This window comes from Sphingomonas turrisvirgatae (assembly GCF_001721295.1).
GTDB lineage: Bacteria > Pseudomonadota > Alphaproteobacteria > Sphingomonadales > Sphingomonadaceae > Sphingomonas > Sphingomonas turrisvirgatae.
Genome location: NZ_MDDS01000034.1, coordinates 1 through 24,550, shown reverse-complemented (window position 1 = coordinate 24,550; position 24,550 = coordinate 1). Strand labels below are relative to the sequence as shown.

Genomic DNA, 24,550 nt, shown 5'->3' with positions numbered 1-24,550 from the left:
CCCGCCTCAGCCTCCTTCAGGATGCCAATAATCTGCTCTTCCGAAAACTGCTTCCGCTTCATCTGTCCGTCCCTTGTAGGGGCCGGTCTCTAGTTCCAACTGGATGAAGAAACGGGGGTCACGTCACGCAGCTTGGCGCTTCAGCGCCTAGCGAAGGTTGGATGAGGGGACCGCGCTATCGGCGCAATCCGACCACACGCTCGGCCAAAACTAACGTCCGAATGTGGGCGGTGAGCTGCCGTCGAAGCCATAGCTGAAATTGAAGCAACAGGAGCCGGGATTCCTGTTCAATCCTTAAAGGTGAACGCAAACCTTCGCTCCAATATTCTTGGGTTCGTTGACGAAAACATATCAGCGCATGCGATCGCTCGAACTAACCCCTTGATCTGACGCTCTCCCCGATCGGATCGGTCTATTTGAATAAGTATCTTCTTCTCGCTCTCGGGAGGGACTACCCACAATCCATTATTTATATCGAGGCCTAATCTAACATCCGCAGGCGGCCCGCTTGGCGTCGTATCCGGAACCGGCGTCACTTGTATCGCGCCAGCGTTGGACTCCAGTTCACTCTTGGAAAAACACAGATACTCGTGAGAGTTATTCCGAATCAACATCACGAAATGGCTAGGGGTCGTCCGGGATTATCGGCAGACCCAACGAGAAAGCTCTGCTTGAATTCGTTTTCAGATCCACAGCCGCTGCAAAGAAGCAAAGCGGCAGTCACAAGGTTCAGCATCCTCATCACGGCAGGCCGACCATATCCATTCGCACACCTTCGCCGAAACCAAACAGGTCGGCAATGGGGTCGGCTCCTGCCCTTCCGCTTACCTCGTCATCCCGGCCTTGTGCCGGAATCCACCGCGCCGCGCGACAAGTCACCGACGATCACGCGCCACCGTCGCCCTGTTCGACATTCCCCTCCACGAACGCGACACCACCATGTCGCGTCATCACAGGAAGTTGGTCGTCATGGTCGCATCCGGTTTTTTCCGGACTCGCCAGACGCCCGAAAATCGCCCCGCCCTCGGTCAGAACCACGCGCGATCCCCGTGCGTCAACACGGCAGAAAACCGCCAGAAATTTGCTCGCGCTTTCCTACACGAACCGATTTGGCTACAACCCCGATCAACGCGTCGCCCGGAACCAAATGCAACGACCGACACGCCGCTAAACTTCAACCCAAACCTCACGCCGAACCATCACCGCCTCGAACAGCTCCGACGCCAGCCACTCCGCCAACCACCGCTGCACCCCAGGCAGCGCCAGCCCATCGAACCAGTCCCGATCCACCGCCGCAAACTGCCGCACGAACGGCATCACCGCCGCATCCGCCAGCGTCGGTCGCTCGCCGCACAGGAACGCCGACCGCGCCAGCCGATCCTCCAGCACCTCGAGCACCGCCACCCCCGCCGCACGATAGTCCACCCCATCCGCCGCGAGCCGCTCCGGATATTTATACCGGTCGAGATGCATCTTGAACGGCCCGTCATTCATCGCGATCAGCTCGCGGTCATTGCCATCCAGCCAGCCCTCGGGATCGTTCACCCCCAGCGCCCAGCGCATGATGTCGATGCTTTCGTCGATCACGCGCCCGTCCGGCAGCACCAGCACCGGCACCGTCCCCTTGGGCGATGCCGCCAGCATCGTAGCCGGCTTGGCGCGCAGCTTCACCTCGCGCGTCTCGACCTCGACCCCACTCACCGCCAGCGCCAGCCGAGCCCGCATCGCATAGGGGCAGCGGCGGAAGCTCCAGAGGACCGGAAGCTCAGTCATCGCGCTCCGCAAACACCGCCCCGACATGTGCCTCACCGCGCGCCGCGGCCAGCATCGCCTGGCGGTGCCGCTCGCGATAACCCGCGCGTTGCGCCTCGGTGCGAGAAGCATGGCAAGCCGGACAACTTACCCCCTCCTCGAACAGCGGCGACTTGCGTTCCGCCTCCCCCACCGGCATCCGGCACGCGCGGCACAGGCCATAGGAACCAAGCGTCAGCCCCGGCCCCACCGACACGCGCTCGTCGAAGACGAAACATTCGCCCTGCCACCGGCTCTGTTCGGCCGGCACCTGCTCCAGATAGGCAAGGATGCCGCCCTTCAGATGAAAGACATCGTCGATCCCCTGCGCCTTCAGATAGGCCGTCGACTTCTCGCAGCGGATCCCGCCGGTACAGAACATCGCGACCTTCTTTCCCGCAAGGTCGTCGCGATGTGCCTGGAACCACGCCGGAAAGTCGCCGAACGACTTCGTCCCGGGATCGATCGCGCCGGCGAATGTACCGATCGCGACCTCATAATCGTTGCGCGTGTCGATCACGACCGCATCGGGGTCGGCGATCAGCGCGTTCCAGTCCTGCGGCGCGACATAGTGGCCGGTGTCCAGCGGATCGATATCCGGCTGCCCCATCGTCACGATCTCGCGCTTCAGCCGCACCTTCATGCGGTGGAACGGCATCGTCGCGGCACGCGATTCCTTGACCTCGATCGCCCCGCAGTCCGGCAGGGCGCGGACATGCGTCAGCACCGCGGCAATCCCCGCATCGCTGCCCGCGATCGTGCCGTTGATGCCTTCGCGCGCCAGCAGCAGCGTCCCCTTTACCCCTTCCGCGCAGCACAGCGCGGCCAGCGGCGCCTTGATCGCAGCGGGATCGCCGAACTTGGTGAACTGGTACAGCGCGGCAACGCGGATGGGCAGGTCGTCGGTCATGAGCAAGCCGGCGCCTTAGCAGAGCACGGCCCGGCCACCTACTTCTTCATCGCCTCCAAAATGCGCTTCACGTCCTGGCTGCGCCCGCGCGGCAGGATCAGGATATCGTCGCCATCGGCCACGACGATCAGGTCGCTCACACCCACCAGCGCGACACGCTTGTCCTTGCCCGCCCGGACCAGGCAGTCGGCGGTATCGATCGCCACCACGTCACCGCGGCAGGCATTACCATGGATATCGCAGTCACTGATCGCATGCAGCGCATCCCAGCTGCCGACATCCGACCAGCCCATGCTGACCGGCACCACCGCGACGCGATCCGCCTTTTCCATCACCGCATAGTCGATTGAATCCGCCGGCGACCGGGCGAATTCGGTCGCATCCGGCAGGATCCGCACCCCCTCGCGCACCGCCCGATCCATTGCCGATTGCGCCGCGGCCAGCATGTCGGGCGCAAAGGAAGCGAGCGCGTCCAGATAAACGTCGGCGCGAAACAGGAAGATGCCGCCGTTCCAGGCATGATCGCCGCTCGCCAGCATCGCCTCGGCCACCTCGCGCTGCGGCTTCTCGACGAACCGCTCGACCTTATGCACCCCCTCGCCGATCGGCTCGCCGACCTTGATATAGCCATAGCCGGTTTCGGGCACGTCGGGCGTGATGCCGAATGTCACCAGCCAGCCTTCCTCGACCTTCGGCAGCGCGGCGTGGATCGCGGCGTGAAACGCCGGCACGTCGGCGATGACATGGTCTGACGGCATCACCAGCAACGGATCGCTGCCGCCGCCCGCCGCCAGTGCGGCAAGCGCGATGGCGGGCGCGGTGTTGCGCCCCATCGGCTCCAGGATCACCGCTTGCGCCCGCGCCTCGACCGCGCCCAGCTGCTCGTCGATCATGTCGGCATGCAGCGCATTGGCGACGATGATCGGCGCCGCAAACCGCTCTCCGGTCGGCGTGCGTTTGGCCGTCAGCTGAAGCATCGTCTCTTCGGCCGTCAGCGACAGCATCTGCTTGGGCATCTCCGGCCGCGACATCGGCCACAGCCGCGTACCGGATCCGCCGGACAGGATCACGGGAACGATCGGCCTGGAGTCGGTCATGCAATGAATCTCCTGCTTGCGGAGCCGTAACGAACTTCCGCCTGTCGCCAAACACCTAAATAGGCTCGGGTTTCCCTTCGTTCACCAATTCTTTGTCGGTTTCCGCCACATGGATCAGCCGTGTCGGGTTTGTTTACACATCGGCCCTAGGGTGACGGCGTCATGATCCGGCTGTTCAAACACTATATCCCGAACGCGGTGCTGCTGCTCGCGCTGTTCGACGTGCTGCTGCTGCTCGCCGCCGCGGAGTTCGGCTGGCTCTATCGCGCGCATCAGATCGGGCTGGATGTCGAGCCGATCGTGACCCGCATCCCCCAGATGCTCAGCTTCGCGCTCAGTCTCGAACTCGCGATGATGGCGGTCGGCGTCTATGGCGCCGACGCGCTGCAATCGATCCGTGTCGCGACCGCGCGGCTGATTATCGCGATTTCGCTCGGCACGATCTTCCTGTCGGTGATCTTCTTCCTGGTGCCGGCGCTCACCTTCTGGCGCTCGAACCTGCTTTATGCGATGCTCGCGGCGCTGGTCGCGCTGTTCATGCTGCGCATCCTGCTTGGCAAGACGCTGGGCGGTCAGGTCTTCAAACGGCGGATCGTGGTGCTGGGCGCCGGCGCACGGGCAGAGCGCCTCAAGCAACTCTCGCGCAAGCCCGGCTCGGGCTTCGTGGTCGTCGGCTATGTCGCGATGAGCGAGACGAACCGCATCATTCCCGAAGCGATCGCGCGCGACGCGATCTACAACCTGGCCGATCATGTCGTGCTGCTCAATGCCAGCGAAGTGGTACTGGCGCTGGAAGAGCGACGCAACGCGCTGCCGCTCAAGGACCTGCTGCGGATCAAGACCACCGGCGTCCATGTGAATGAGATATCGACCTTTCTCGAACGCGAAACCGGCCGCGTCGACCTTCAGTCGGTCAACCCCAGCTGGCTGATCTTCTCAGACGGCTTCTCGTCGGGACGCATGTTCTCGAGCATCTTCAAGCGGCTGTTCGACATCGTCGCCAGCCTGCTCCTGCTCGCGCTTACGCTGCCGCTGATCCTGCTGGGCGCGCTGGCCGTCAAGCTGGAAAGCAAGGGTCCGGCCTTCTATCGCCAGCGCCGTGTCGGCCTGTACGGCCAGGGGTTCGACATCATCAAGCTGCGCTCGATGCGGCAGGATGCCGAAGTCGCCGGCAAGGCGGTGTGGGCTGAGCTCGACGACCCGCGCATCACGCGCGTCGGCCGTTTCATCCGCAAGGTGCGGATCGATGAGCTGCCACAATGCTGGAGCGTGCTGAAGGGCGAGATGAGCTTCGTCGGACCCCGTCCCGAACGGCCGCAGTTCGTCGAGGATCTGGAGCAGCAAATCCCCTATTACGCCGAGCGCCACATGGTGAAGCCGGGCATCACCGGCTGGGCGCAGATCAACTATCCCTATGGCGCGTCGATCGACGACAGCCGGCACAAGCTGGAATATGACCTTTATTACGCGAAGAACTACTCGCCCTTTCTCGACCTGCTGATCCTGCTCCAGACGATCCGCGTCGTGATCTTCCCCGACGGCGCGCGGTGACCTGATGGTGCCGACGCTGATCCTCGGGAGCCATGCGCTCGCGGCGCTGCTGTTCGCGTCGCTCGCGCTTTGGGCGCTGCGCAGCGAGGGCGACGGCAGCTTGCCGCGCAAGCCGCTTGCGGCCGCGCTGGCGATGACGGCGCTCTGGGCATTGGCGGTGGCGGGGATCGGAGAGAATGATCTGGTCACGCGGATCGCACAGGGCGCGCGCAACCTTGGCTGGCTCGCCTTCATGATCGTGGTGCAGCGCCGCGGCGGCACCGAGCGGCCGCCCGCCGCCATCGGCACCGTCTACGGTGTGGTTGCGGTAGTGATCCTGGTCAAGCTGGCGCTCCACGCCACGGCCGTCGCCGCGCCCGAAGCCGCCACGCGAGCGATCGAGGCGGCGCAACTGCTCGGCATGATGGTGGCGGTTGCCGCGCTGGTGCTGGTCCAGGCGCTGTACAATTCGGTCAAGCCGGGGCGTGGCAGCGGCCTGCGTCCGGTCGTGCTCGCCATGGCCGGCATGTGGCTGGTTGACGTCAATCTGCTCAGCGTCGCCTATCTGACCGCAACCTGGCCCGCCTCGCTGGCGGCCCTGCGCGGCCTGGCCATGGCGATGCTCGCGCTCGCCATCGCCGCTGGCCTGCAACGCCGCGGCGAATGGCCGATGCAGATATCGCGAACCGTAGCCTACCAGTCGCTCAGCCTCGTCGCGATCGGCCTCTATTTCGCGCTGCTCGCCCTTGCCACCACCGCCATCGCGGCAATCGGGGGCGCAAACGCCCGGCTGCTCCAGACCGCTTTCGTGTTCGGCTCGACGGCGGCGGTGCTGACGCTGGTTTCCAGCACATGGCTCCGCGCCTGGATCAAGGTGAAGCTCGCCAAGCACTTCTTCCGGCACCGCTACGACTATCGGGCCGAGTGGATGCGCTTTACCGAGACGCTGGGCGAACCCGAAGACAGCGCGCCGCTTGACCAGCGCATCGTGAAGGCGCTGGCCGACCTGACCGACTCGCCAGCCGGCGTGCTGCTCGTTCCGGACGACAAGGCGGTGGCAGTCGGCGCGACCTGGAATGTCGATCGCGATGCATTGCCCTCCGATCTTGGAACCGACTGGCTGCAGGAGCGCGTCGATCCCGCGCTGATCCTCGAACTGGATGCGCCGGGTGGAGAACATGCCGCCGCGCCTTCGATCAGGGCTTGGGATCAGGCTTGGGTCGTCGTCCCGCTCGCCCATCACAAGCGCCTGGCCGGGGTAATCCTGCTTGGGCGTCCCCCGTTGCCGCGCGCGCTCGACTGGGAGGATTTCGACCTGCTCAAGGCGGCCGGACGCCAGCTGGCCAGCTATATTGCAGAGGAGCGCGCTCAGGCCGCCCTTGCCGAAGCGCAGCGCTTCGACGAGTTCAATCGCCGCTTCGCCTTCATCATGCACGACATCAAGAATCTGGTCAGCCAACTGACCCTGGTCGCCCGCAATGCCGAACGCCATGCCGACAATCCGGCGTTCCGCGCCGACATGGTTGCCACGTTGCATGACAGCGCGGGGCGGATGAACGACATGCTCGCGCGCCTGTCCCAACATCATGGTGCACGGGGCGATGCGCCGGTTGCCACGCCCCTCGTTCCGCTGGTTCGCCGGATCGCCAAAGCCCGCCGCGCGCAGCATCGCGTCGATATCGCGGCCGCCGGCGATCCGCTGGCGATCGTCGAACCGGCGCTGCTCGAGACACTGCTCAATCACCTGATCCAGAATGCGATCGAGGCCAGCGCGGCGAATGACCCCGTCACAATCGAAGTTAACGCGGTTCAGGGCGAAGCCCGGATCGACGTCATCGATCGCGGCTGTGGCATGTCGGCAGCCTTCGTTCGCGAGAAGCTGTTCAAGCCGTTCGTGTCGTCCAAGCCGGGCGGCTTCGGCCTCGGCGCGTTCGAGGCGCAGAAGCTGGCAGCGGAGATGGGCGGGCGGATCGAGGTCGATAGCACCGAGGGCAAGGGCACGCGCTTTTCCGTCGTACTGCGCGCCGCCGGCAGCACCCCCCATCAGATCGGACAAGCGGCATGAACGACAGGCCAAAACTTCTGATCGTCGAGGACGACGCCGGGCTCCAGCGGCAATTGCGCTGGGCCTATGAGGGCTATGAAATCCTGGCCGCCACCGACCGGGAGAGCGCCATCGCCCTGCTTCGTGCGGAGGAGCCGGCGGTGGTCACGCTTGACCTGGGCCTGCCGCCCGACCCCGATGGCACGAGCGAAGGCTTTGCCGTGCTTGAGACAATCCTCGCGTTGAAGCCCGACACGCGCGTCATCGTCGCGTCCGGCCATGGCGAGCGCGTGTCGATGCTGCGCGCGATAGAGATGGGCGCATGGGACTTTTATCAAAAGCCGATCGATATCGACGCACTCGGCCTGATCGTGGCGCGGGCCTTCCATGTCCATGCGCTCGAGGCCGAGAATCGCCGCCTCGCAGCACGCGCGGAGAGCGGCGTGACGCTCGGCGGCATCATTACCGGCTCGCCAGAGATGCAGAAGGTGACCCGGACGATCGAACGGGTCGCGCCGGCGGATGTGTCCGTCATGCTGCTCGGCGCAAGCGGCACGGGCAAGGAATTGCTGGCGCGCGGGCTGCACGAGGCCAGCCGCCGCAAGGGCGAGTTCGTCGCCATCAACTGCGCCGCGATCCCCGAAACGCTGCTCGAGTCCGAACTGTTCGGGCATGAAAAGGGCGCGTTCACCGGCGCGGTGAAAACGACGCCCGGCAAGATCGAACAGGCGCAGGGCGGCACCCTGTTCCTCGACGAAATCGGCGACGTCCCCCTGCCGCTTCAGGTCAAGCTGCTTCGCTTCCTGCAAGAACGCGTGATCGAACGGATCGGCGGGCGCAACCAGATCGCGGTCGACACGCGCATCGTCTGCGCGACGCATCAGGACATCGACGCCATGGTCGCCGCGGGTACGTTTCGCGAGGACCTCTATTACCGCCTGGCCGAAATCGTCGTCCGCATTCCCGCGCTCGCCGAACGGCCTGGCGATGCGGGCCTGCTCGCGCGGCACCTGCTGCACAAGCATGCCGCTACCATGAAGCTTGGGCCAAAGAGCTTCGCCCCCGACGCGCTCGCCGCCATCGATGCGTGGCGCTGGCCGGGCAACGTCCGCGAGCTCGAGAACCGGGTGAAGCGCGCCGCGATCATGGCGGATGGCAAGCTGGTCACCGCCGCGGATCTCGACCTGGAGGACGGCGCGCAGGCCGATCCCATCAACCTGAAGGCCGTGCGGGAAGCCGCCGACCGTCGCGCCATCGCGCATGCGCTGTCGCGCGCCGACGGCAACATCTCCGGCACCGCACGGCTGCTCGGGATCAGCCGCCCCACACTCTACGATCTGATGAAGGCCTATGACCTCCAACCCTGATCTGTTCGCGATCGATCGGTCCATCGCATAATGCACGCGCCCGTCCAGCCTCGTTCGCGAAGCCGCCGCGGCAAGCGCCGGCTCAACCTGCGCCGCCTGATCGTCTTCGCCTTGTGCATCGGCGCATTCGCCGTGGCACTGCTTGCCTTCCGCTCGGTCATCGCCAACCGTACCGATCCCCAGGCGGCACGCGCGGCCCTGCAGCGCAGCCAGGCTTATCTCGCCGCCAGCAACGCGTCGGCCGCGCGCAGCCAGGCATTCCAGGCGGTGAAGGCCGACCCGCAGCTTGGCGAAGCGCACCTTGCGCTTGCCCGCGCCGCCCTGGCGCTGGACGATGGCGTCGCTGCCGAAGCATCCCTGCGCCGCGCGCTCGATACGGGCGTGAATGCCAGTCGGACGCACGCGCTGATGGCGCATGCCGTACTGCTGCAGGGCGATCCGCGCCGAGCGCTGACCGAAGCGAACAAGGCACTTGCGGGCAACGACCCTGCCGACCGGCTCTATGCCCTGCGCGTCCGCACGCGCGCCTATACCGCCGGCGGCAATCTTGCCGCTGCGCAGCAGTCGGCGCTCACCGCGACTCGTCTTGCCCCGCAAAGCGCCGATGCATGGGCCGAACTTGGCCGATTCCGCTTCAATGCCGGCGACATTGCAGGCGCGATCGCGGCATCGGCGAAGGCTGTCGATCTGGACCGGGGCAACACCGATGCGCTGGTCCTGCGCGGGGAACTGGTCCGCACGCAATACGGCCTGGTCGCCGCGCTGCCATGGTTTGAGGCGGCGCTTAAGCGTGACCCGTATCGCCATTCGACGCTGATCCAATATGCCGCCACGCTGGGTGACGCCGGTCGCACCACCGACATGCTGGCCGCAACGCGCCGCGCAATGGAGGTCCGCCCGCGCAGTCTCCAGGCAATGTACCTTCAGGCCGTGCTTGCCGCCCGGGCGCAGAACTTTGACCTTGCCAGCGACCTGTTGGAACGGGCCGGCACTGGCGTTTCGCAGCTGCCCGGCGGACTGCTGCTCGGCGGCTCGATCGACATTGCCGAACGCCGCTACGAACGCGCGATCGAGAAGCTGCGCGGGCTGGTCAGCCTTCAGCCGATGAACATCACGGCGCGCCGGTTGCTTGCAACCGCGCTGCTGCAATCGGACGCGTCGAAGAACGGGATCGACGTGCTCCGCCCGGTCGTCGCGCGCGGCGATGCCGACGCTTATGCCCTTACGCTGGCCGGGCGCGGTTACGAACGGATCGGCGATCGCGTCACCGCCGCACGCTTCCTCGACCGCGCCGCATATCCTGCTCAGCGAGGATCGACCTGGTTCAGCGCCGACGACGCATTGCCACAGCTCAGTGCCGCGGTTTCAAAGGCGGCGCCCGACGCCCCCGATGCGACCATACCGCTGCTGCGCGGGTTGATCGATCGCGGGGAACGGGACGCCGCGCTCGTCAGGGCACGGGACATCGCACGTCGCAATTCCGGCGCGCCTGCGGCTCATCTGCTCGTCGGCGACACGCTGATGCTGCTCGGCCGCCCCGGCGATGCTGTCGCGCCGTACAAGGATGCTGCCAGCATCCGCTTCGACGGACCGACGATGCTCCGTCTGGTTGAAGCGCTGGATCGCTCTGACCAGCGTCAACAGGCTTCCACGACACTGGCGCTGTTCCTTTCGCAAAACCCGACCGATCTTACGGCGCTGCGCCTGTCGGCCAGCTGGCAGGCCGCTGCCGGCGATTTCGATGCAGCGATCGACTCGCTGGAAGCCGTCCGGCTGCGCATCGGCAATCGCGACGCTGCGCTGCTGGCACAGCTCGCGCTCGCCTATGCCGGCGCGGGCGAGCCCGCTCGCGCGGTGCAATATGCCGAGGCGGCCTATGTCATCGCGCCGAACAACCCGGCAGTGGCCGGCGCAACGGGCTGGACGCTCGCGCAGAGCGGCGACAGCGACGGCGGCATCGAGCTGCTGAAGAAAGCCGTCGGCATGGCCCCGCGTCACCCGGTGCTGCGATGGCAGCTGGCGCAGGCCTATGCGCAAGCCAGCCGAACTGGCGACGCACGCGCCGAAGCCCTGACCGCACTGAACTTGCCGGGCTTTACCGACCGCGGCGCAGCAGAGGCGTTGCTCGCGAAGCTGAAATAAACCCCTCTCCCATCGGGAGAGGGAGGGAGCCGCGAAGCGGCGGAAGGGTAAGGGCGACCTCACCGCATCACCCTTACCCTCCCCTCTCCCAAGAGGGCGGGGTTTGACGTTGCCATCGCAAGCCGCGTCGCCTAGCCACCCCGACATGTCCGACCCCCTCGACCGCATCGCCGCCGCGCTCGAACGGCTCGCCCCGCCGCCGCCCGCAGTGCCGGACCTGACGGCGCATCCGGCCTATGTGTGGCACCGTGGTCATCTGGCGCCCGCGCGCGCGTTCGCCCCGCTGCCGCTTGCCGAACTGGTTGGGATCGAGCCGCAAAAGGCGACCTTGCTCGAAAACGTCCGTCGGCTTGCCGATGGCTTGCCGGCGCATGACGCCTTGCTGTGGGGCGCTCGCGGCACCGGCAAGTCCGCCTTGTCCAAATCCGCCGTCGCGGCCATCCAGGCAGAGGGCGGCGAGATTGCGCTGATCGAGGCACAGGCCGATGCGCTCGACAGCTTGCCGGCCTTGTTCGCGCTGATCGACGCGGCGCCTCGCGCGTTCGTCATCTTCCTGGATGACCTTGGCTTCGATGCCGCTTCGGACGGCCGTGCGCTTCGCTCGCTGCTCGAAGGCGGGGCAGAGGCACGGCCCGCCAATGCGCGGCTGTTCGTCACCTCGAACCGCCGCCACCTGATCCCGCGTAACCTTGAGGAGCAATCGAGCGCGATCAACCCGCGAGACAGCATCGACGACAATCTCGCGCTCGCCGACCGCTTTGGATTGAGCCTCGGCTTTCACGCGATCGATCAGGATACCTATGTCGAAATCGTGCGCACCTATGCGCAGGATCACGGCCTGCCGTTCGATGCCGCGGAGGCGATCAACTGGGCGACGCGGCGCGGCAGCCGCTCGGGCCGGGTCGCCTGGCAATATGTCGTCGATCTCGCGGGGCGCGCCGGCAAGCGGCTCTGAACCTAATCCGTGCCGGGCCGTTACGGTGCGGTGACAACGCCCCTGCCCGTCCCGCGCGAAGCGGTCCTCATCGTCAACGCCCGCTCGCGCCGCGGCGCCGCGATGTTCGAACAGGCGCGCGACCTTTGCGCCGAACACGGCATCACGCTCACCGCCGCGCATCCGGTCAAGGACCCGTCCCGGCTCAACGACACGGTGCGTGAGGCCGTGCGTAGCGGCGCGCCAATGGTGATCGTGGGCGGGGGCGATGGCTCGCTTTCCTGCGTGGTCGATGACGTGGTGGGCAAGGATTGCGTGTTTGCCGTCCTGCCGCTCGGCACCGCCAACAGCTTCGCGCGTACGCTCGGCCTGCCGCTCGATCTGCCCGGCGCGGTCGAGGCGATCGCCAGCGGAAAACGCCGCCGGGTCGACCTCGGCATGATCGACGGCGACTATTTCACCAACGCTGCCGCCATGGGTCTTTCGCCGATGATCGGGCAGAGCGTGCCGCACAACCTCAAGAAATATCTCGGCCGTGTCGGCTATCTGACAGGGGCGATCTGGTGCTTTGCCCGCTTCCGCCCGTTCCGGGCGATCGTCACCGACGACGCCGGCGAGCACAGATTGTGGGCGAGCGAGGTCCGCATCCTCAACGGCAAGTTCCATGGCGGCGTCGAGATGAGCGAGGATGCCGATGTCGATACCGGCGACATGATGATTCAGGTCGTGTCGGGCCGCAACCGCTGGCGGCTCGCCTGGGACTGGTACGCCCGCTTCTTCCGCATCCGCAGCCGTGAGAAACTGGTCGAGGAATTCAGGGGCCGCACGCTGAAACTCGACACGCGTCCTCGCCACAGCATCTCGATCGACGGCGAGGTGCTGGCACGCACACCTGTGACGGTACGCGTCGCCGAACGGGCAATCGACGTGGTCGTGCCGGCTTAACCCAGCGCTTCGGCCATCTCGGCCAGTTCGAGCCAGCGTAGTTCCGCTGCATCCTTCTCGTCGCGCGCTTTTGCGATGGCGGCCATCAACGTGTCGAACTTCGCCGGATTCTTGGCGTAAAGGTCCGGATCGGCCAGCACCGCTTCGTCCCGCGCGATCGCAGCGTCCAACTCCTCAATCCGCTTTGGCAGCAGGTCGTAGTCGCGCTGATCCTTGTAGCTGAGCTTGGTGCGCACCTTCGGCGCGTCCGCCACGGGCACAGCTTTCGCTGCCTTCTTCGCCTCGGTCCGCACCTTCCGCTTGGCTTCCCAATCGGCATAGCCGCCGACGACCATGTCGACCGTGCCGGACCCATCCAGACCGATCGTCATCGTCACCGTGCGGTCGAGGAAGTCGCGGTCATGGCTGACGATCAGCACCGTCCCGTCATAATCGGCAATCACTTCCTGCAGCAGGTCCAGCGTTTCGAGGTCGAGATCGTTGGTCGGCTCGTCCAGCACCATCAGGTTCGACGGCCGCGCGAATTCCCGCGCCAGCAACAGTCGTGATCGTTCGCCGCCCGACAATGTGCCGACCTTCGCCTCGACCATCGTCGGCTCGAACAGGAACTCCTTCAGATAGCCGTGGATGTGCTTGCGTGCGCCCAGCACGTCGATCCACTCGCCACCGTCCGCCACCACGTCGCGCACAGTCTTTTCTGGCTGCATGCGGCTACGCTGCTGGTCGATGATGACGGGATCGATCGTCTTGGCAAGCTTGATGCTGCCCGTGTCCGGCTCGATCTCGCCGGTCAGTAGTTTGAGCAGCGTCGATTTGCCCGCGCCGTTTTTGCCGACGATGCCGATCCGGTCCTTGCGCGTGACGCGAAGGTTCAGGTCGCGGATGATCGTGCGGTCGCCATAGGATTTCGACGCACCCTTGGCGTCGATCACGACCTTCGTCTTGGAATCGTCCGCGGCCGTTGTCAGGTTCGCCGCGCCAGCCGGCCCGGTCATCGCGGCGCGCTCGGCACGCATCTCGATCAGCTTGGTCAGCCGGCCCTGGTTGCGCCGCCGCCGGCCGGTGACGCCGCGCTGCAGCCAGTGCTCTTCCAGCTTCAGCCGCGCGTCGAGCTTCTCGGCGGCGCGCTGCTCCTCGGCATAGACTTGCTCGGTCCACGCATCGAACCCGCCAAAGCCGATTTCCGCGCGCCGCATGTTGCCACGGTCGAGCCACAGCGTCTGCTTCGTCAGCCGGGTGAGGAAGGTGCGATCGTGGCTGATCACCACGAACGCGCCGCGATAGCGGTTCAGCCACTCTTCCAGCCATTCGATCGCATGGATGTCGAGATGGTTGGTCGGCTCGTCGAGCAACAGGACGTCCGGGTCCTGCGCCAGCGCGCGGGCGATGCCGGCCCGCCGCCGCTCGCCGCCGCTCGCCGTCGCCGCTTCACGGCTGAGGTCGATGCCGAGTTGATCGGCGATCGCTTCCGCCTCATGCCGCGCCGGGGCATCGTCACCGCCCAGCACATAGTCCATCAGAGTGACGCAGCCCGCCATGCGCGGCTCCTGCTCCAGCATCACGACGCGCGTGCCCGGCTGGATCGTGCGACGTCCCTCATCGGCATCGACCTGCCCGGCAAGCAGCTTGAGCAAGGTGGTCTTGCCCGCGCCATTGCGCCCGATCAGCGCCAGCCGATCGCGTGCGCCGACATAGATGTCGAGGCCGCGGAACAGCCAGCCGGACCCTTGAACGAGACCCAGATTTTCATAAGCGAGAACGGGAGCAGCCATAGGCCAGCGCAGGTAGGCGCGGAGCGGCGAAGGGGCAACCCGCCTTTCTAGCGCGCAGCCTTGCTCCGCAGCGCGAGCGCCATCGCGGCGGCAATGCAGCCGGTGAACAACGCCCCCTCCATTGCGCTCGACAGGCTCTGGCCGATGATGCCCAGCCCCTGTTCGCCCATGAACGCGCCGATTGGATCGAGCCGCAGCCGCGAAGCGGGAAACTGGCGCGCCAGGCTGCCGAGGCTGCCGCTCATCAGCTGCCCGCCCGCCAGCGCAATTCCCGCGCCCGCGACCCCGCCGATCAGTGCGGCAAGCCCTGCTCTAGGCGCAATCGGCCGGGTCGGATCGCCGCGCATCGCCAGCCAGCATCCAAGGCCTGTCGCAGCGCCCAGTACCGCGCCCTCCCCGCCCCCGGTGATGCGCGAAGGTGCCGCGCCGAACAGCAGGTTCAGCGCATCGCTTCCCAGCAGCTTTACCACGGCGCCAATCACGAAGCCGCCAATTGCGCCAGCCAGCACGCGCCAGAACCAGCGACGATCCGGCGCCAGATCCGCGCTCGCCACGGCAAATGACACCGCGCCCGCACCCACCAACGCCACCGCAAGGGTCAGGCACAGCACGACCAGGAGCACGGATGCGGCGCCCGTTGCCGGCTGCGCCGTCGCCAGCAGGCCATAGACCAGACCACCGAATAGGCCCGCCACGCCGCCGCCCATCGTACCCATGCCAGCCAGCAGCAGCACGCGGGGCCAGCGCGACGCAGCGTTTGCCGCGGTGTCCGGTATAGCAGCGACCGCATGCGCGGGACTGTCGTGCTCGACAGGCGCGATGAAGCGATAGCCGTGCTTCGGCACCGTCTCGATGAACCGCGGGTTCGCGGCATCGTCACCCAGTTGCCGTCGCAAGGTGCGAATGCATTGGGTCAGCGCCTCGTCCGTCACCGGAATGCCGCGCCACACCTCGTCCATGAACCGGTCCTTGGTGACCAGTTCGCCCGGCGCGCCCGCGAGTACTGCCAGCGCATCGAAATAGCGTGCGTTCAGATCGACCGGCACGCCGCTCCGCATGAGCGTGCGTTGCACCGGATCCAGCTCGAAATCGGCAAAACGAACGCTCATCCTTCAGCGGTGTCAGCTATCCCCGCCGTGGGCGCAACCGCAAATCAGTCGCGCAGCAGTTCGTTGATCCCGGTCTTGCTGCGCGTCTGCGCGTCCACGGTCTTGACGATCACCGCGCAATAGAGGCCCGGCTTGCCATCCTGCGCCGGCAGCGTGCCGGGCACGACCACGGCATAGGGCGGTACTTCGCCGCGATAGACCTGGCCGGTCGCGCGATCGACGATCTTGGTCGATGCGCCGAGATAGACACCCATCGAAAGCACCGCGCCTTCGCCGACGCGGACGCCCTCGGCCACTTCGGACCGCGCGCCGATGAACGCGCCATCGCCGATGATGACCGGATCGGCTTGGAGCGGCTCGAGCACTCCGCCGATGCCGACGCCGCCCGAGAGGTGGACGTTCTTGCCGATCTGCGCACAGCTGCCGACCGTCGCCCAGGTATCGACCATCGTTCCTTCATCGACGAACGCGCCGATATTGACGAAGCTGGGCATCAGGACCACCGACTTGCCGATATGCGCGCCGTGGCGAACGACGCTGCCCGGCACCTGGCGGAAGCCGGCGGCACGGAACCGCGCATCGTCCCAGGCCGCGGTCTTGAGCGGCACCTTGTCGAAGCCCCAATCACCCTGGTTGGCGCCCATCACCGCATTGTCGTTCAACCGGAACGAGAGCAGCACGGCTTTCTTCAGCCACTGATTGACCTGCCAGCCCTCGCCCGTCGGCTCGGCAACGCGGGCCTGACCGCTGTCGAGCAGGTTCAGCGCCTCGCCCACTGCTTCGCGTACCGCGCCGGTGGTCGCGGTCGAGATGTTGGCGCGGTCTTCCCAGGCAGCGTCGATGGTCGTGGCGAGGTCGGTCATTGTTCCTCCAGGGTGGCTTCGAGCCAGTGGCAGATGTCGTGGGTGATATAGTCGATATAGCTGCGGTCGGCGTCGGGCGCCTGTTCGGAGCCATTGTCGACCCAGATGGTGGTCATGCCGATCGCCTTGGCGGGCGCGAGGTTGCGCGCCATGTCCTCGACAAACGCGGCCTTGGTTGGGTCGATGTTCCACGCTTCGCACACGCTGCGGTAGGCGTGCGGATGCGGCTTGGGGACGTAGTTGCTCGCATGCACGTCGTGGATCGCCTCGAAGCTCTCCGCCAGGCCCAGCCGCCCCAACACCTTTTGCGCATAGGGCGCGTCGCCATTGGTGAACACGAGCTTGCGCCCGGGCAGCTTGGCGATGGCTGCAGCGAGGGGCGCATTCTCCTCCAGCACGTCCATCTCGATATCGTGGACGTCGGCCAGATAGTCGTGCGGATCGACGCCATGCTCAGCCATCAGCCCGGCAAGCGTCGTGCCATGCGAGATGAACCAGTCCTTCTGAACGCGGTGCGCCTCGAGCGGATCGAGCTTCAGCGTCCGCGCGACATAGGCGCCGATACGCCGGTCGATCTGCGCGAACAGCTTCGCGCTCTCAGGGTACAGCGTGTTGTCGAGATCGAACAACCACGCATCGATATGGGCAAGTTCCGGGCGCATGCTGGCCGTGCCTCTAGGCGGTCATGCCGGCAGGGGAAAGATGCCCCCGACAGGAAAGGTTTCAGCTGCCCATAGCGTTGCTTCGGTGGCAAAATGCAACTTGCCGCCCCATCTCCTATCGCATGACCGCCTATTCTCTGCTCGATCTCGTGCCCGTCACTCAGGGCGGCAGCGTCAGCCAGTCGCTCGCCAATGCCGCCGATCTCGCCCGCCATGCGGAGGCAGAGGGCTATACCCGCTACTGGATGGCCGAACATCATGGCATGCCCGGCATCGCCAGCGCCGCAACGGCCGTGGTGATCGCGCATGTCGGCGCGGCGACCTCCACCATCCGCGTCGGCGCTGGCGGGATCATGCTGCCCAACCATGCACCGCTGGTGATTGCCGAACAGTTCGGCACGCTCGACGCCCTGTTCCCCGGCCGTATCGACCTGGGGCTTGGCCGCGCGCCGGGCAGCGACGGCCGTGTCGCCCGTGCGATGCGCCGCGACCTGCAGACCAGCAGCGAGGCTTTTCCGCAGGAAGTGATCGAGTTGCAAAGCTATTTCGCCGACGATGGCCAGACCGGCATCCATGCCGTCCCAGGCGGCGGCGCGAAGCCCGAATTGTGGATCCTGGGTTCGAGCTTGTTCGGCGCCCAGCTCGCCGCCGCGCTTGGCCTGCCCTATGCCTTTGCCTCGCATTTCGCGCCCGGCGCGCTGGACGAGGCGCTCGACATCTATCGTCGCCAGTTCCGCCCTTCGGCCGTGCTGGACAGGCCCCATGCCATGGCGGGGTTCAACGTCTTCGCCGCGCCGACGCAGGGCGAGGCGGAACTGCTCGCCAGCTCGATGCAACAGACCTTCGTGGCGCTGCGCACCACCGGGACCGGCATCCGCATGCCGCCGCCGGTGCCAGGCTATCTCGACACGATCCCGCCCCAGGCGCGGGCGATGCTCGACCACGTCCTCTCCGCTACGTCGATCGGCACGCCGGACAAGGTGCGCGACGATCTCGCCGCGTTCATCGCGCGGACCGGGGTGGACGAAGTGATGCTGACCAGCTCGATCTACGATCACGCCGCGCGCAAGCGCAGCATCAGCATTGCCGCGGACGCGATGCGCCACCTCGCCGCCTGAACCCCGCCGCAATCCGCGCCCACAGCGTCGTTGCAGCAGGACAACGGACAGGAGACCGGCGATGCCACCGCCCAAATCCACCCCAGGCTGCCATGATGGCGTGCATCGGCCGCGCAAGCGCGACCGCATCATCCATGGTCATGGCAAGTGCCGCGATTGCGGTTGCGACCTGGTGCTCAGCCCGATCACGCGCAAATGGCGTTTTTCGGGCGTGCTCGGCTAGACTGCTGCCGGCAGCCGCAGCCGGACCATCAGGCCACCCAGGTCCTCGCTCTCTTCCAGGCTGACCGTGCCGTCATAGATTTCGGCCACGTCGCGCACGATCGCGAGGCCAAGGCCCGTTCCGGGCTTGCCGGTGTCGAGCCGCACGCCGCGGTCGATCACGCGCATGCGGTCGGCCTCGGGGATGCCGACGCCATCGTCCTCGACCAGGACCTCGACGAAGCCTGCCTCCACGCCCATGGTGATGAACACGCTGCCGCCACCGTATTTGGCCGCGTTCTCGACCAGATTGCCCATGATCTCGTCAAGGTCCTGCCGCTCGATATGCGCCACCAGGTCGCGCGGCCCGTCGGTGTCGATCCGCACATGCGGATACAGCCGCGAAACGGCGCGCTCGACCGATTCGACGCTGGGCCAGACCGGCGCGCGACTGTGCGCCGATCCGCGACGACCCACGGCACGCGCGCGGGCAAGGTGGTGATCGACCTGTCGCCGCATCGTCCGCGCCTCGCGCACCACGGTGGTCGGCAGGTCGTCGGACTGCGCCGTGGCGGCGTTCATGATGACGGTCAGCGGCGTCTTGAGCGCATGGGCAAGGTTGCCGGCATGTCGCCGCGCCTCCTCCGCCTGCCGGTCGTTGTGCGCGACGAGTGCATTCAGCTCCTCGACCATCGGCGCGATCTCGGCCGGCATCGCGCCCTCGATCCGGCCGGTCTTGCCCGTGCGCATGCGCTGGATCTCCAGCCGCAACTTGCGCAGCGGCAACAGGCCATACCATGTCTGAAGCCCTGCCAGCACGATCAGTCCGGCGGCGAGCAGCAGGAAGCTGCGCACCAGCGTCTTGCGCAGCGCCGCGATCTGCGCGTCCAGCGCCTCGCGGGTTTGCGCGACCTGGAACCGCCACCGCACCTTGGAGCCCGGCAATGTGACATCGCGCTCGACCACGCGCAGCTTCTGATCCGGGAATTGGTCCGAATCATAGATATGGACGTCCTGGTCGGCGTGCGGCGCGCCGGTCGTCAGCTGGCGGTCCCACAGCGAGCGGGAGGGGAACGTCTCATAGCCCTTGCCGCTCACTTGCCAGTAAGCGCCCGAATAGGGCTCGAGGAAGCGCTGGTCGGAAAGCTGGCGGTTGAACGCGATCTGTCCCTCCGGATCGATCTCGGCCGAAACGATCAGCGACGTCAGGATATATTCCAGGCCATCGTCGAAATTGCGCGTGATCGCATTGGTCAGCACGCGGTCGAGCGCGAAGCCGCCGCCGGCCAGCAGCAGCGCGATCCACGCCGCCGCGATCAGGATCATGCGGCGGCTGAGCGATCCGGTCGTGCGCACATAGGGGCGCGGCGCCGGGTCGCCGGGCGCCGGCGTCAGCGGCTCGGGCACCGGCGCCGCCCTGTGTACGAACGGGAACCGGCGGCTTAACTCAAACACTCGCCTCGCTCGGCTCGTCGAGGCTGTAGCCGAGGCCGCGGATCGTGGTGATGACGTCCGCGCCCAGCTTCTTGCGGATCCGCGTCACGAACACTTCGATCGTATTCGAATCGCGGTCGAAATCCTGGTCATAGATGTGCTCGATCAGCTCGGTGCGGCTGACGACCTTGCCCTTGTGATGCAGCAAATAGCTGAGCAGCTTGTATTCCTGCGCAGTCAGCTTCACCGGCTCGCCCGCTTTGGTCACCTTGCCCGACCGCGTGTCGAGGCGAATATCCCCCGCGATCAGCTCGGCCGAGGCATTGCCCGAGGCGCGTCGGATCAGCGCGCGCAGCCGGGCGATCAGCTCCTCCGACTGGAACGGCTTGGCGACATAGTCGTCAGCGCCTGCGTCCAGGCCGGCGACCTTGTCGGACCAGCTGTCGCGCGCGGTCAGCACCAGCACGGGCATCGTCCTGCCCTCCTTGCGCCAGCGGTCGAGCACGGTCAGCCCGTCGATCTCAGGCAGGCCGAGGTCCAGGATGATCGCGTCATACGCTTCGGTCGAGCCGAGATAATGCCCTTCCTCGCCGTCCGACGCCGTATCCACGGCATAGCCCGCGCCTTCGAGCGTGGCTTGCAGCTGGTTGCGGAGATTGGGTTCGTCCTCGACGATCAGAACGCGCATAGTTCTTCCTTTATCAGCCGACGTCTCTTCAGCCGCCAGCGCGGCTCATTACCTGCCCAGAACGGCCATCGACGTCCACCCAGATCACATTGCCATTGCGCAGGAACTTCAGCGTGTAAACGGCGGTCGCCGAATCGAAGTCGAAACCGATATATTGCGCGCCGCGCTTGATCATCGACGGCACGACGCGCGCCTCGATCACGCGCAGCGGCAGCAACTGGCCCTGCATCCGCCCCTTGCGCGCGGCTTCCTGATCGCTGCGCCGGTCCTGCGCCGCAGCCGGCGCACCGGGTGCAGCGGCAGCCACGAGTGCGCCGAGAGCGAGAACGCCGAACATCTTCATCGCGATTGGCATAGGGGCGAACCGTTGAATAGCCCATGAATGTTCCCGAAAGCGCGTTGAAAGCCGATCGTCGCCCCGCAACAAAGCGCTGACATCGAACTCTCCTTCACGCTATCGGTTGCAAATGACACCAGGCGATCGATCGATGACCTATGGGCGCTATCTTGCGCTGGACGAGCTGCTGAACGCGCAACATCCGATCTCGGACGAGCATGACGAGTTGCTGTTCATCGTCATCCACCAGACCAAGGAATTGTGGCTGAAGCAGACGATCGCCGAACTGGAGGTCGCGCTCGACCTGGTGCGGCACGACCGGCTGGTCGAGGCTTATAAGGGCCTGGCGCGGGTCAGCCGCATCCAGGCGGTGATGACCCTGTCTTGGGACGTGCTGACCACGATGACGCCCAGCGACTATACGCTGTTCCGCGGCGTGCTCGGTACCAGCTCGGGTTTTCAGTCGGACCAGTTCCGCGCGGTCGAGACGATGCTGGGGCTGCGCGGCGGCGGCATGCCGGGGCCGCTGACGGATCGCTATGCAGGCCAGCCGAGCCTCTGGGACGAGGCCAATGCCGCCCTTGCCCGGGCGGGCTTCGACCTGCCGGCTGCGGTGCTCGATCGGGATTGGACCCAGCCCTATGAAGCCGATCCGGCGGTCGAATCCGCATGGGCGCAGGTCTACCGCGAACCGCATCGCTGGTGGGAACTGTATCAGCTGGCCGAAAAGCTGGTCGATATCGACGATGCGCTCGCCACCTGGCGGCACAAACATGTGCTGACCGTCACCCGCGTCATCGGGATGAAACCCGGCACGGGCGGCACGCCGGGCGCATCCTATCTCACCTCGACGCTGACCAAGCGCGCCTTCCCCGAACTCTGGTCGCTGCGCACGCAATTATGAGCTTCAAGCACCTGTTCCAGCGGTCGCTGGCCGCCGCGCCCGACCGGCTCCACTTTGCCGCGCACAGCCACCATCTGTGGCCCGATGCGTCGTGGCTGGGCCAACAGGCGGCATGGCAGGATGCCGCGCGGCTCGCCGACCGCAAATGGGCCCGCGTGATGGGTGAGATCTGGCCCGCAGCACAACGCCATGTCGCCAGCGAACTCGGGCTTCCCGATCCGTCCAGCGTCGTGTTTGCCGGCAATACGCACGACCTGCTGCTCCGCATCGTCTCGGCGCGAAGCGAGCGGCCCCTGCGTGTTCTCGCCAGCGACGGCGAATTTCACAGCTTCCGCCGCCAGGCGCAGCGTTGGGTTGAGGCAGGCACCATCACGCTCGAAACGGTGGCGGCTGGCGCCGACTTTGCCGAGCGCTTCGTCGGCGCCGCGCAGGGCAAGGACCATGACCTCATCTTCGTCAGCCAGGTAATGTTCGCGACCGGCGAACGCCTGCCCTTTGACGCGCTGGCTGAGCTCGCTGCGCTGGCGCGGCCGGACGGTCTATGGGTCGTCGTCGACGGCTATCACGGGTTCATGGCGATCGAGAACGACCTGGGTCCGGTCGCGGATCGCCTCTTCTATCTCGCCGGCGGATACAAATACGCCATGGCAGGCGAAGGTGTCGCGTTCCTGCACTGCCCGCCCGGCTTTGGCGATCGACCGGCGATCACTGGCTGGTATGCCGAGTTCGAGGATCTGTCGCTGCCGCCGGGACAGGTCGGCTATGCCCGCAATGCGATGCGGTTCATGGGTTCGACGTTCGACCCGTCCGGCCTGTACCGCTTCGTCGCGGTCCGCGACATGCTGGACCAACAGGATCTGACGACGGCGGCGATCAACGTGCACGTCGCGCCGCTGCGGCAACAGCTTCTCGATGGTCTGGCCGGGACGCCGCAGGACGGGGCCGAGTTGCTGAACCCGGGTGGCGATCCGCGGGCGCGGTTTGTGGCGCTGCGGTCCCCACAGGCAGCGGCATGGCAGGCCGCTTTGGCGGCGCAGGACATCGTTACCGACGTGCGTGGCGACGTGCTGCGAATCGGATTCGGGCTATATCATGACGAGCGGGACGTTCGACGCCTGCTGGCGGCGCTTGCCGACCTGGACGACTGACCGCTTCCCTTACGTTCATCGCAAGCGCCACGCCACGCATGCCGCCAAGCTCGCAACCGATCACTGCGGCAGCGCTATCTCGAACAGCTTGGGCCAGTCCTTGCCGGTGACATAGAGTTTCCCGGCCTTCGCGTCATAGGCGATGCCATTCAGCACCGCTTCTGAATCCCGCAACTTCAGCGATGCGGTCACTTGGCTGAGGTCGATGAAGCGCTTGATGACGCCGCTCGCTGGATCGATGCGCGCGATCAGGTCGCTGTGCCAGATGTTCGCCAGGATCTCGCCGCGAACATATTCCAGTTCGTTGAGCTGGCGCACCGGCTTGCCCTGCCACTTCACGCGGATGCGGCGGCGCTCGGCAAAGGTCGCCGGATCGAGGAAGCGCAATTCGGCGCTGCCGTCGCTCATGATAAGGTCGCTCGCATCGTGCGTGAGGCCCCACCCCTCGCCCGTGTAGCTGAACTGGCCCAGCGGGCGGAAGCTGTCGCGGTCCCATCGGAACGCGACGCCGTGCTGCCAGGTCAGGCTGATGATCGTCTTGCCCCAGGCGGTACTGCCTTCGCCGAAATAGCGGCGCGCAAGCTTGACCTCGCGCAGCACGCGGCCGGTCTTCAACTCGACTTCGCGCAGCCCGGACTGACCATGCTGGCCGGTGCTTTCGAACAAGCGCCCGTCCGAGAAGAACAAGCCTTGCGTGAATGCACCCGCATCGTGCGGGTAAGCCGCAATCACGCGCGCCGGCTCGACAGGTTCAGCCGCAGGTTTGGGCCGAACCGCCTGCACTTGAACGAGACCGGCGGGAGCGGAAGCGACAGGGGCCGCCCCGGCCAGTCCGGCCAGGGCGACCCCCATGAACATCCCGCGCCCGGCCTGAACCAGCCGGACCATGGACGTTTCGCTTACTGCTGCGGCGACAGGTTCACCGCGGCGTACTTGCCACGGCGGTCGACCTCCAGCTCGAACTCGAGCCGGTCGCCTTCGTTGAGCGTCGGCATGCCGGCGCGTTCGACCGCGCTGATATGCACGAACGCGTCAGGCTGGCCGTCGTCGCGCTGGATGAAGCCAAAGCCCTTCATCGCGTTGAAGAACTTGACCGTGCCGGTCGCCTTCTCACCCGTCAGCTGGCGCTGCGGGCCGCCCCGGTCGCCGCCGAAGCCGCCGCCGGGACCACCGCGATCGCCACGGTCCTCACGCGGTGCGCGATCCTGCACCGGCATCGGCTCGCCGTCGATCTTGAGATCGGTGGCCGAGATACGGCCCCCGCGATCGACCAGCGTGAAACCGAGCGGCTGACCTTCGGCCAGGGCCGTCAGGCCGGCCTGCTCGACCGCGCTGATGTGAACGAAAACGTCTTCGCCACCGTCATCGCGCACCACGAAGCCGAAGCCCTTCTGCGCATTGAAGAACTTGACGACGCCCGTGCCTTCGCCAACGACCTGTGGAGGCATGCCGCCGCCGCCGCATCCGCGTGAAGTGGCAGGGCAAGCCGGTGCGCCAGCTCAACGAACTGGAATATGTTCGCGGCGAGATCCTGGCGAACATCTGGCACAGCGA

The 24,550-nt window shown here is 66.2% G+C and carries 23 protein-coding genes and 1 pseudogene; 11 read left to right on the top strand and 13 right to left on the bottom strand.

What is annotated here, in order from left to right; genetic code table 11:
* Positions 1-885 precede the first annotated feature (885 nt).
* From BFL28_RS20955 to BFL28_RS12775, 4 genes are all read right to left on the bottom strand, one after another.
* Positions 886-1,038, bottom strand: a complete 153-nt coding sequence (locus BFL28_RS20955; RefSeq protein WP_158011652.1) for a hypothetical protein — start codon at positions 1,036-1,038, stop codon at positions 886-888.
* Positions 1,039-1,167: 129 nt separating this feature from the next.
* Entirely contained in the window at positions 1,168-1,773 is a 606-nt protein-coding gene (locus tag BFL28_RS12785) for a glutathione S-transferase (protein ID WP_069320933.1), read from the bottom strand.
* Complete coding sequence (gene trhO / locus BFL28_RS12780) at positions 1,766-2,701, bottom strand: oxygen-dependent tRNA uridine(34) hydroxylase TrhO (protein ID WP_069320932.1); 936 nt, start codon at positions 2,699-2,701, stop codon at positions 1,766-1,768. Before trhO ends, BFL28_RS12785 begins: the two co-directional genes overlap by 8 nt.
* Positions 2,702-2,739: 38 nt before the next feature.
* Entirely contained in the window at positions 2,740-3,798 is a 1,059-nt protein-coding gene (locus BFL28_RS12775; RefSeq protein ID WP_079247121.1) for a mannose-1-phosphate guanylyltransferase/mannose-6-phosphate isomerase, read from the bottom strand.
* A gap of 162 nt (positions 3,799-3,960) precedes the next feature.
* Between BFL28_RS12775 and BFL28_RS12770 the strand changes: the two genes are divergently transcribed.
* The 6 genes from BFL28_RS12770 to BFL28_RS12745 all read left to right on the top strand — a co-directional run bounded on the left by BFL28_RS12770 (position 3,961) and on the right by BFL28_RS12745 (position 12,760).
* Positions 3,961-5,349 carry a TIGR03013 family XrtA/PEP-CTERM system glycosyltransferase gene (locus BFL28_RS12770; RefSeq protein ID WP_069320931.1) on the top strand — a complete coding sequence of 463 codons (1,389 nt, stop codon included), beginning with the start codon at positions 3,961-3,963 and terminating at the stop codon, positions 5,347-5,349.
* A gap of 4 nt (positions 5,350-5,353) precedes the next feature.
* The gene (prsK, locus tag BFL28_RS12765) at positions 5,354-7,393 is read left to right on the top strand and encodes an XrtA/PEP-CTERM system histidine kinase PrsK (RefSeq protein ID WP_069320930.1); all 2,040 of its coding nucleotides are present in this window, start codon (positions 5,354-5,356) and stop codon (positions 7,391-7,393) included.
* Positions 7,390-8,739 (top strand): PEP-CTERM-box response regulator transcription factor, encoded by a 1,350-nt coding sequence (prsR, locus tag BFL28_RS12760; protein WP_069320929.1) that lies wholly within the window; start codon positions 7,390-7,392, stop codon positions 8,737-8,739. The genes prsK and prsR overlap by 4 nt, the downstream gene beginning before the upstream one ends.
* A gap of 30 nt (positions 8,740-8,769) precedes the next feature.
* Positions 8,770-10,881: a tetratricopeptide repeat protein gene (locus BFL28_RS12755; protein WP_241527323.1), complete on the top strand. Its 2,112-nt coding sequence runs from the start codon at positions 8,770-8,772 to the stop codon at positions 10,879-10,881.
* A 145-nt stretch (positions 10,882-11,026) separates the two neighbouring features.
* Positions 11,027-11,836: an ATP-binding protein gene (locus BFL28_RS12750; protein ID WP_069320928.1), complete on the top strand. Its 810-nt coding sequence runs from the start codon at positions 11,027-11,029 to the stop codon at positions 11,834-11,836.
* A gap of 30 nt (positions 11,837-11,866) precedes the next feature.
* Positions 11,867-12,760, top strand: a complete 894-nt coding sequence (locus tag BFL28_RS12745; protein ID WP_069320936.1) for a diacylglycerol/lipid kinase family protein — start codon at positions 11,867-11,869, stop codon at positions 12,758-12,760.
* On the opposite strand, the gene BFL28_RS12740 is transcribed toward BFL28_RS12745, so the two are convergent.
* Genes BFL28_RS12740 through BFL28_RS12725 form a run of 4 tightly spaced genes read right to left on the bottom strand, consistent with a single transcriptional unit; the run spans position 12,757 to position 17,166 of the window.
* Positions 12,757-14,532, bottom strand: a complete 1,776-nt coding sequence (locus tag BFL28_RS12740) for an ABC-F family ATP-binding cassette domain-containing protein (protein WP_069320927.1) — start codon at positions 14,530-14,532, stop codon at positions 12,757-12,759. The two genes, BFL28_RS12745 and BFL28_RS12740, sit on opposite strands and share 4 nt — an antisense overlap.
* Before the next feature lie 47 nt (positions 14,533-14,579).
* Complete coding sequence (locus BFL28_RS12735) at positions 14,580-15,641, bottom strand: winged helix-turn-helix domain-containing protein (protein WP_069320926.1); 1,062 nt, start codon at positions 15,639-15,641, stop codon at positions 14,580-14,582.
* Between the two features lie 44 nt (positions 15,642-15,685).
* Complete coding sequence (dapD, locus tag BFL28_RS12730) at positions 15,686-16,504, bottom strand: 2,3,4,5-tetrahydropyridine-2,6-dicarboxylate N-succinyltransferase (RefSeq protein ID WP_069320925.1); 819 nt, start codon at positions 16,502-16,504, stop codon at positions 15,686-15,688.
* Entirely contained in the window at positions 16,501-17,166 is a 666-nt protein-coding gene (locus BFL28_RS12725) for a pyrimidine 5'-nucleotidase (protein ID WP_069320924.1), read from the bottom strand. The genes dapD and BFL28_RS12725 overlap by 4 nt, the downstream gene beginning before the upstream one ends.
* Before the next feature lie 122 nt (positions 17,167-17,288).
* On the opposite strand from BFL28_RS12725, the gene BFL28_RS12720 reads away from it, so the two are divergent.
* Both BFL28_RS12720 and BFL28_RS20950 read left to right on the top strand, forming a co-directional pair.
* Positions 17,289-18,284 carry an LLM class flavin-dependent oxidoreductase gene (locus tag BFL28_RS12720; RefSeq protein WP_069320923.1) on the top strand — a complete coding sequence of 332 codons (996 nt, stop codon included), beginning with the start codon at positions 17,289-17,291 and terminating at the stop codon, positions 18,282-18,284.
* A gap of 61 nt (positions 18,285-18,345) precedes the next feature.
* The gene (locus BFL28_RS20950) at positions 18,346-18,507 is read left to right on the top strand and encodes a hypothetical protein (RefSeq protein ID WP_158011651.1); all 162 of its coding nucleotides are present in this window, start codon (positions 18,346-18,348) and stop codon (positions 18,505-18,507) included.
* Here BFL28_RS20950 and BFL28_RS12715 read toward each other — a convergent pair.
* From BFL28_RS12715 to BFL28_RS12705, 3 genes are all read right to left on the bottom strand, one after another.
* Positions 18,504-19,811 carry a sensor histidine kinase gene (locus BFL28_RS12715; protein WP_069320935.1) on the bottom strand — a complete coding sequence of 436 codons (1,308 nt, stop codon included), beginning with the start codon at positions 19,809-19,811 and terminating at the stop codon, positions 18,504-18,506. The genes BFL28_RS20950 and BFL28_RS12715 overlap by 4 nt on opposite strands.
* 121 nt (positions 19,812-19,932) lie before the next feature.
* The gene (locus tag BFL28_RS12710; RefSeq protein WP_069320922.1) at positions 19,933-20,607 is read right to left on the bottom strand and encodes a response regulator transcription factor; all 675 of its coding nucleotides are present in this window, start codon (positions 20,605-20,607) and stop codon (positions 19,933-19,935) included.
* Between the two features lie 28 nt (positions 20,608-20,635).
* Entirely contained in the window at positions 20,636-20,962 is a 327-nt protein-coding gene (locus BFL28_RS12705) for a hypothetical protein (protein WP_241527322.1), read from the bottom strand.
* 133 nt (positions 20,963-21,095) lie between these two features.
* Between BFL28_RS12705 and BFL28_RS12700 the strand changes: the two genes are divergently transcribed.
* On the top strand, positions 21,096-21,848 hold the full coding sequence (locus tag BFL28_RS12700) for a tryptophan 2,3-dioxygenase (protein WP_119184600.1): 753 nt from the start codon (positions 21,096-21,098) through the stop codon (positions 21,846-21,848).
* Complete coding sequence (locus BFL28_RS12695; RefSeq protein ID WP_069320920.1) at positions 21,845-22,996, top strand: kynureninase/PvdN C-terminal domain-containing protein; 1,152 nt, start codon at positions 21,845-21,847, stop codon at positions 22,994-22,996. Before BFL28_RS12700 ends, BFL28_RS12695 begins: the two co-directional genes overlap by 4 nt.
* A 60-nt stretch (positions 22,997-23,056) precedes the next feature.
* Here the strand turns inward: BFL28_RS12695 and BFL28_RS12690 are convergent, their stop codons facing one another.
* Both BFL28_RS12690 and BFL28_RS21725 read right to left on the bottom strand, forming a co-directional pair.
* Positions 23,057-23,884, bottom strand: a complete 828-nt coding sequence (locus BFL28_RS12690; RefSeq protein ID WP_241527321.1) for a glutaminyl-peptide cyclotransferase — start codon at positions 23,882-23,884, stop codon at positions 23,057-23,059.
* 11 nt (positions 23,885-23,895) lie between these two features.
* A pseudogene (locus BFL28_RS21725) lies at positions 23,896-24,462 on the bottom strand (cold-shock protein); the annotation flags it as partial.
* Here BFL28_RS21725 and BFL28_RS21870 point away from each other — a divergent pair.
* On the top strand, positions 24,435-24,550 hold a 116-nt coding region (locus BFL28_RS21870; RefSeq protein WP_173655744.1), incomplete at its 3' end, for a glutaminyl-peptide cyclotransferase. The pseudogene BFL28_RS21725 and the gene BFL28_RS21870 overlap by 28 nt on opposite strands.

Excerpts from the sequence above, each read along its gene's own strand:
- BFL28_RS12720 (WP_069320923.1), top strand. The coding sequence starts at position 17,289 with ATGACCGCCTATTCTCTGCTCGATCTCGTGCCCGTCACTCAGGGCGGC.
- BFL28_RS12700 (WP_119184600.1), top strand. The coding sequence starts at position 21,096 with ATGACCTATGGGCGCTATCTTGCGCTGGACGAGCTGCTGAACGCGCAA.
- dapD (WP_069320925.1), bottom strand. The coding sequence starts at position 16,504 with ATGACCGACCTCGCCACGACCATCGACGCTGCCTGGGAAGACCGCGCC.
- BFL28_RS12690 (WP_241527321.1), bottom strand. The coding sequence starts at position 23,884 with ATGGTCCGGCTGGTTCAGGCCGGGCGCGGGATGTTCATGGGGGTCGCC.
- trhO (WP_069320932.1), bottom strand. The coding sequence starts at position 2,701 with ATGACCGACGACCTGCCCATCCGCGTTGCCGCGCTGTACCAGTTCACC.
- BFL28_RS12740 (WP_069320927.1), bottom strand. The coding sequence starts at position 14,532 with ATGGCTGCTCCCGTTCTCGCTTATGAAAATCTGGGTCTCGTTCAAGGG.
- BFL28_RS20950 (WP_158011651.1), top strand. The coding sequence starts at position 18,346 with ATGCCACCGCCCAAATCCACCCCAGGCTGCCATGATGGCGTGCATCGG.
- BFL28_RS12715 (WP_069320935.1), bottom strand. The coding sequence starts at position 19,811 with ATGATCCTGATCGCGGCGGCGTGGATCGCGCTGCTGCTGGCCGGCGGC.
- BFL28_RS12725 (WP_069320924.1), bottom strand. The coding sequence starts at position 17,166 with ATGCGCCCGGAACTTGCCCATATCGATGCGTGGTTGTTCGATCTCGAC.
- BFL28_RS12695 (WP_069320920.1), top strand. The coding sequence starts at position 21,845 with ATGAGCTTCAAGCACCTGTTCCAGCGGTCGCTGGCCGCCGCGCCCGAC.
- BFL28_RS12770 (WP_069320931.1), top strand. The coding sequence starts at position 3,961 with ATGATCCGGCTGTTCAAACACTATATCCCGAACGCGGTGCTGCTGCTC.
- BFL28_RS12775 (WP_079247121.1), bottom strand. The coding sequence starts at position 3,798 with ATGACCGACTCCAGGCCGATCGTTCCCGTGATCCTGTCCGGCGGATCC.
- prsK (WP_069320930.1), top strand. The coding sequence starts at position 5,354 with ATGGTGCCGACGCTGATCCTCGGGAGCCATGCGCTCGCGGCGCTGCTG.
- BFL28_RS12755 (WP_241527323.1), top strand. The coding sequence starts at position 8,770 with ATGCACGCGCCCGTCCAGCCTCGTTCGCGAAGCCGCCGCGGCAAGCGC.
- BFL28_RS12705 (WP_241527322.1), bottom strand. The coding sequence starts at position 20,962 with ATGCCAATCGCGATGAAGATGTTCGGCGTTCTCGCTCTCGGCGCACTC.
- BFL28_RS12710 (WP_069320922.1), bottom strand. The coding sequence starts at position 20,607 with ATGCGCGTTCTGATCGTCGAGGACGAACCCAATCTCCGCAACCAGCTG.
- BFL28_RS12735 (WP_069320926.1), bottom strand. The coding sequence starts at position 15,641 with ATGAGCGTTCGTTTTGCCGATTTCGAGCTGGATCCGGTGCAACGCACG.
- prsR (WP_069320929.1), top strand. The coding sequence starts at position 7,390 with ATGAACGACAGGCCAAAACTTCTGATCGTCGAGGACGACGCCGGGCTC.
- BFL28_RS12750 (WP_069320928.1), top strand. The coding sequence starts at position 11,027 with ATGTCCGACCCCCTCGACCGCATCGCCGCCGCGCTCGAACGGCTCGCC.
- BFL28_RS12785 (WP_069320933.1), bottom strand. The coding sequence starts at position 1,773 with ATGACTGAGCTTCCGGTCCTCTGGAGCTTCCGCCGCTGCCCCTATGCG.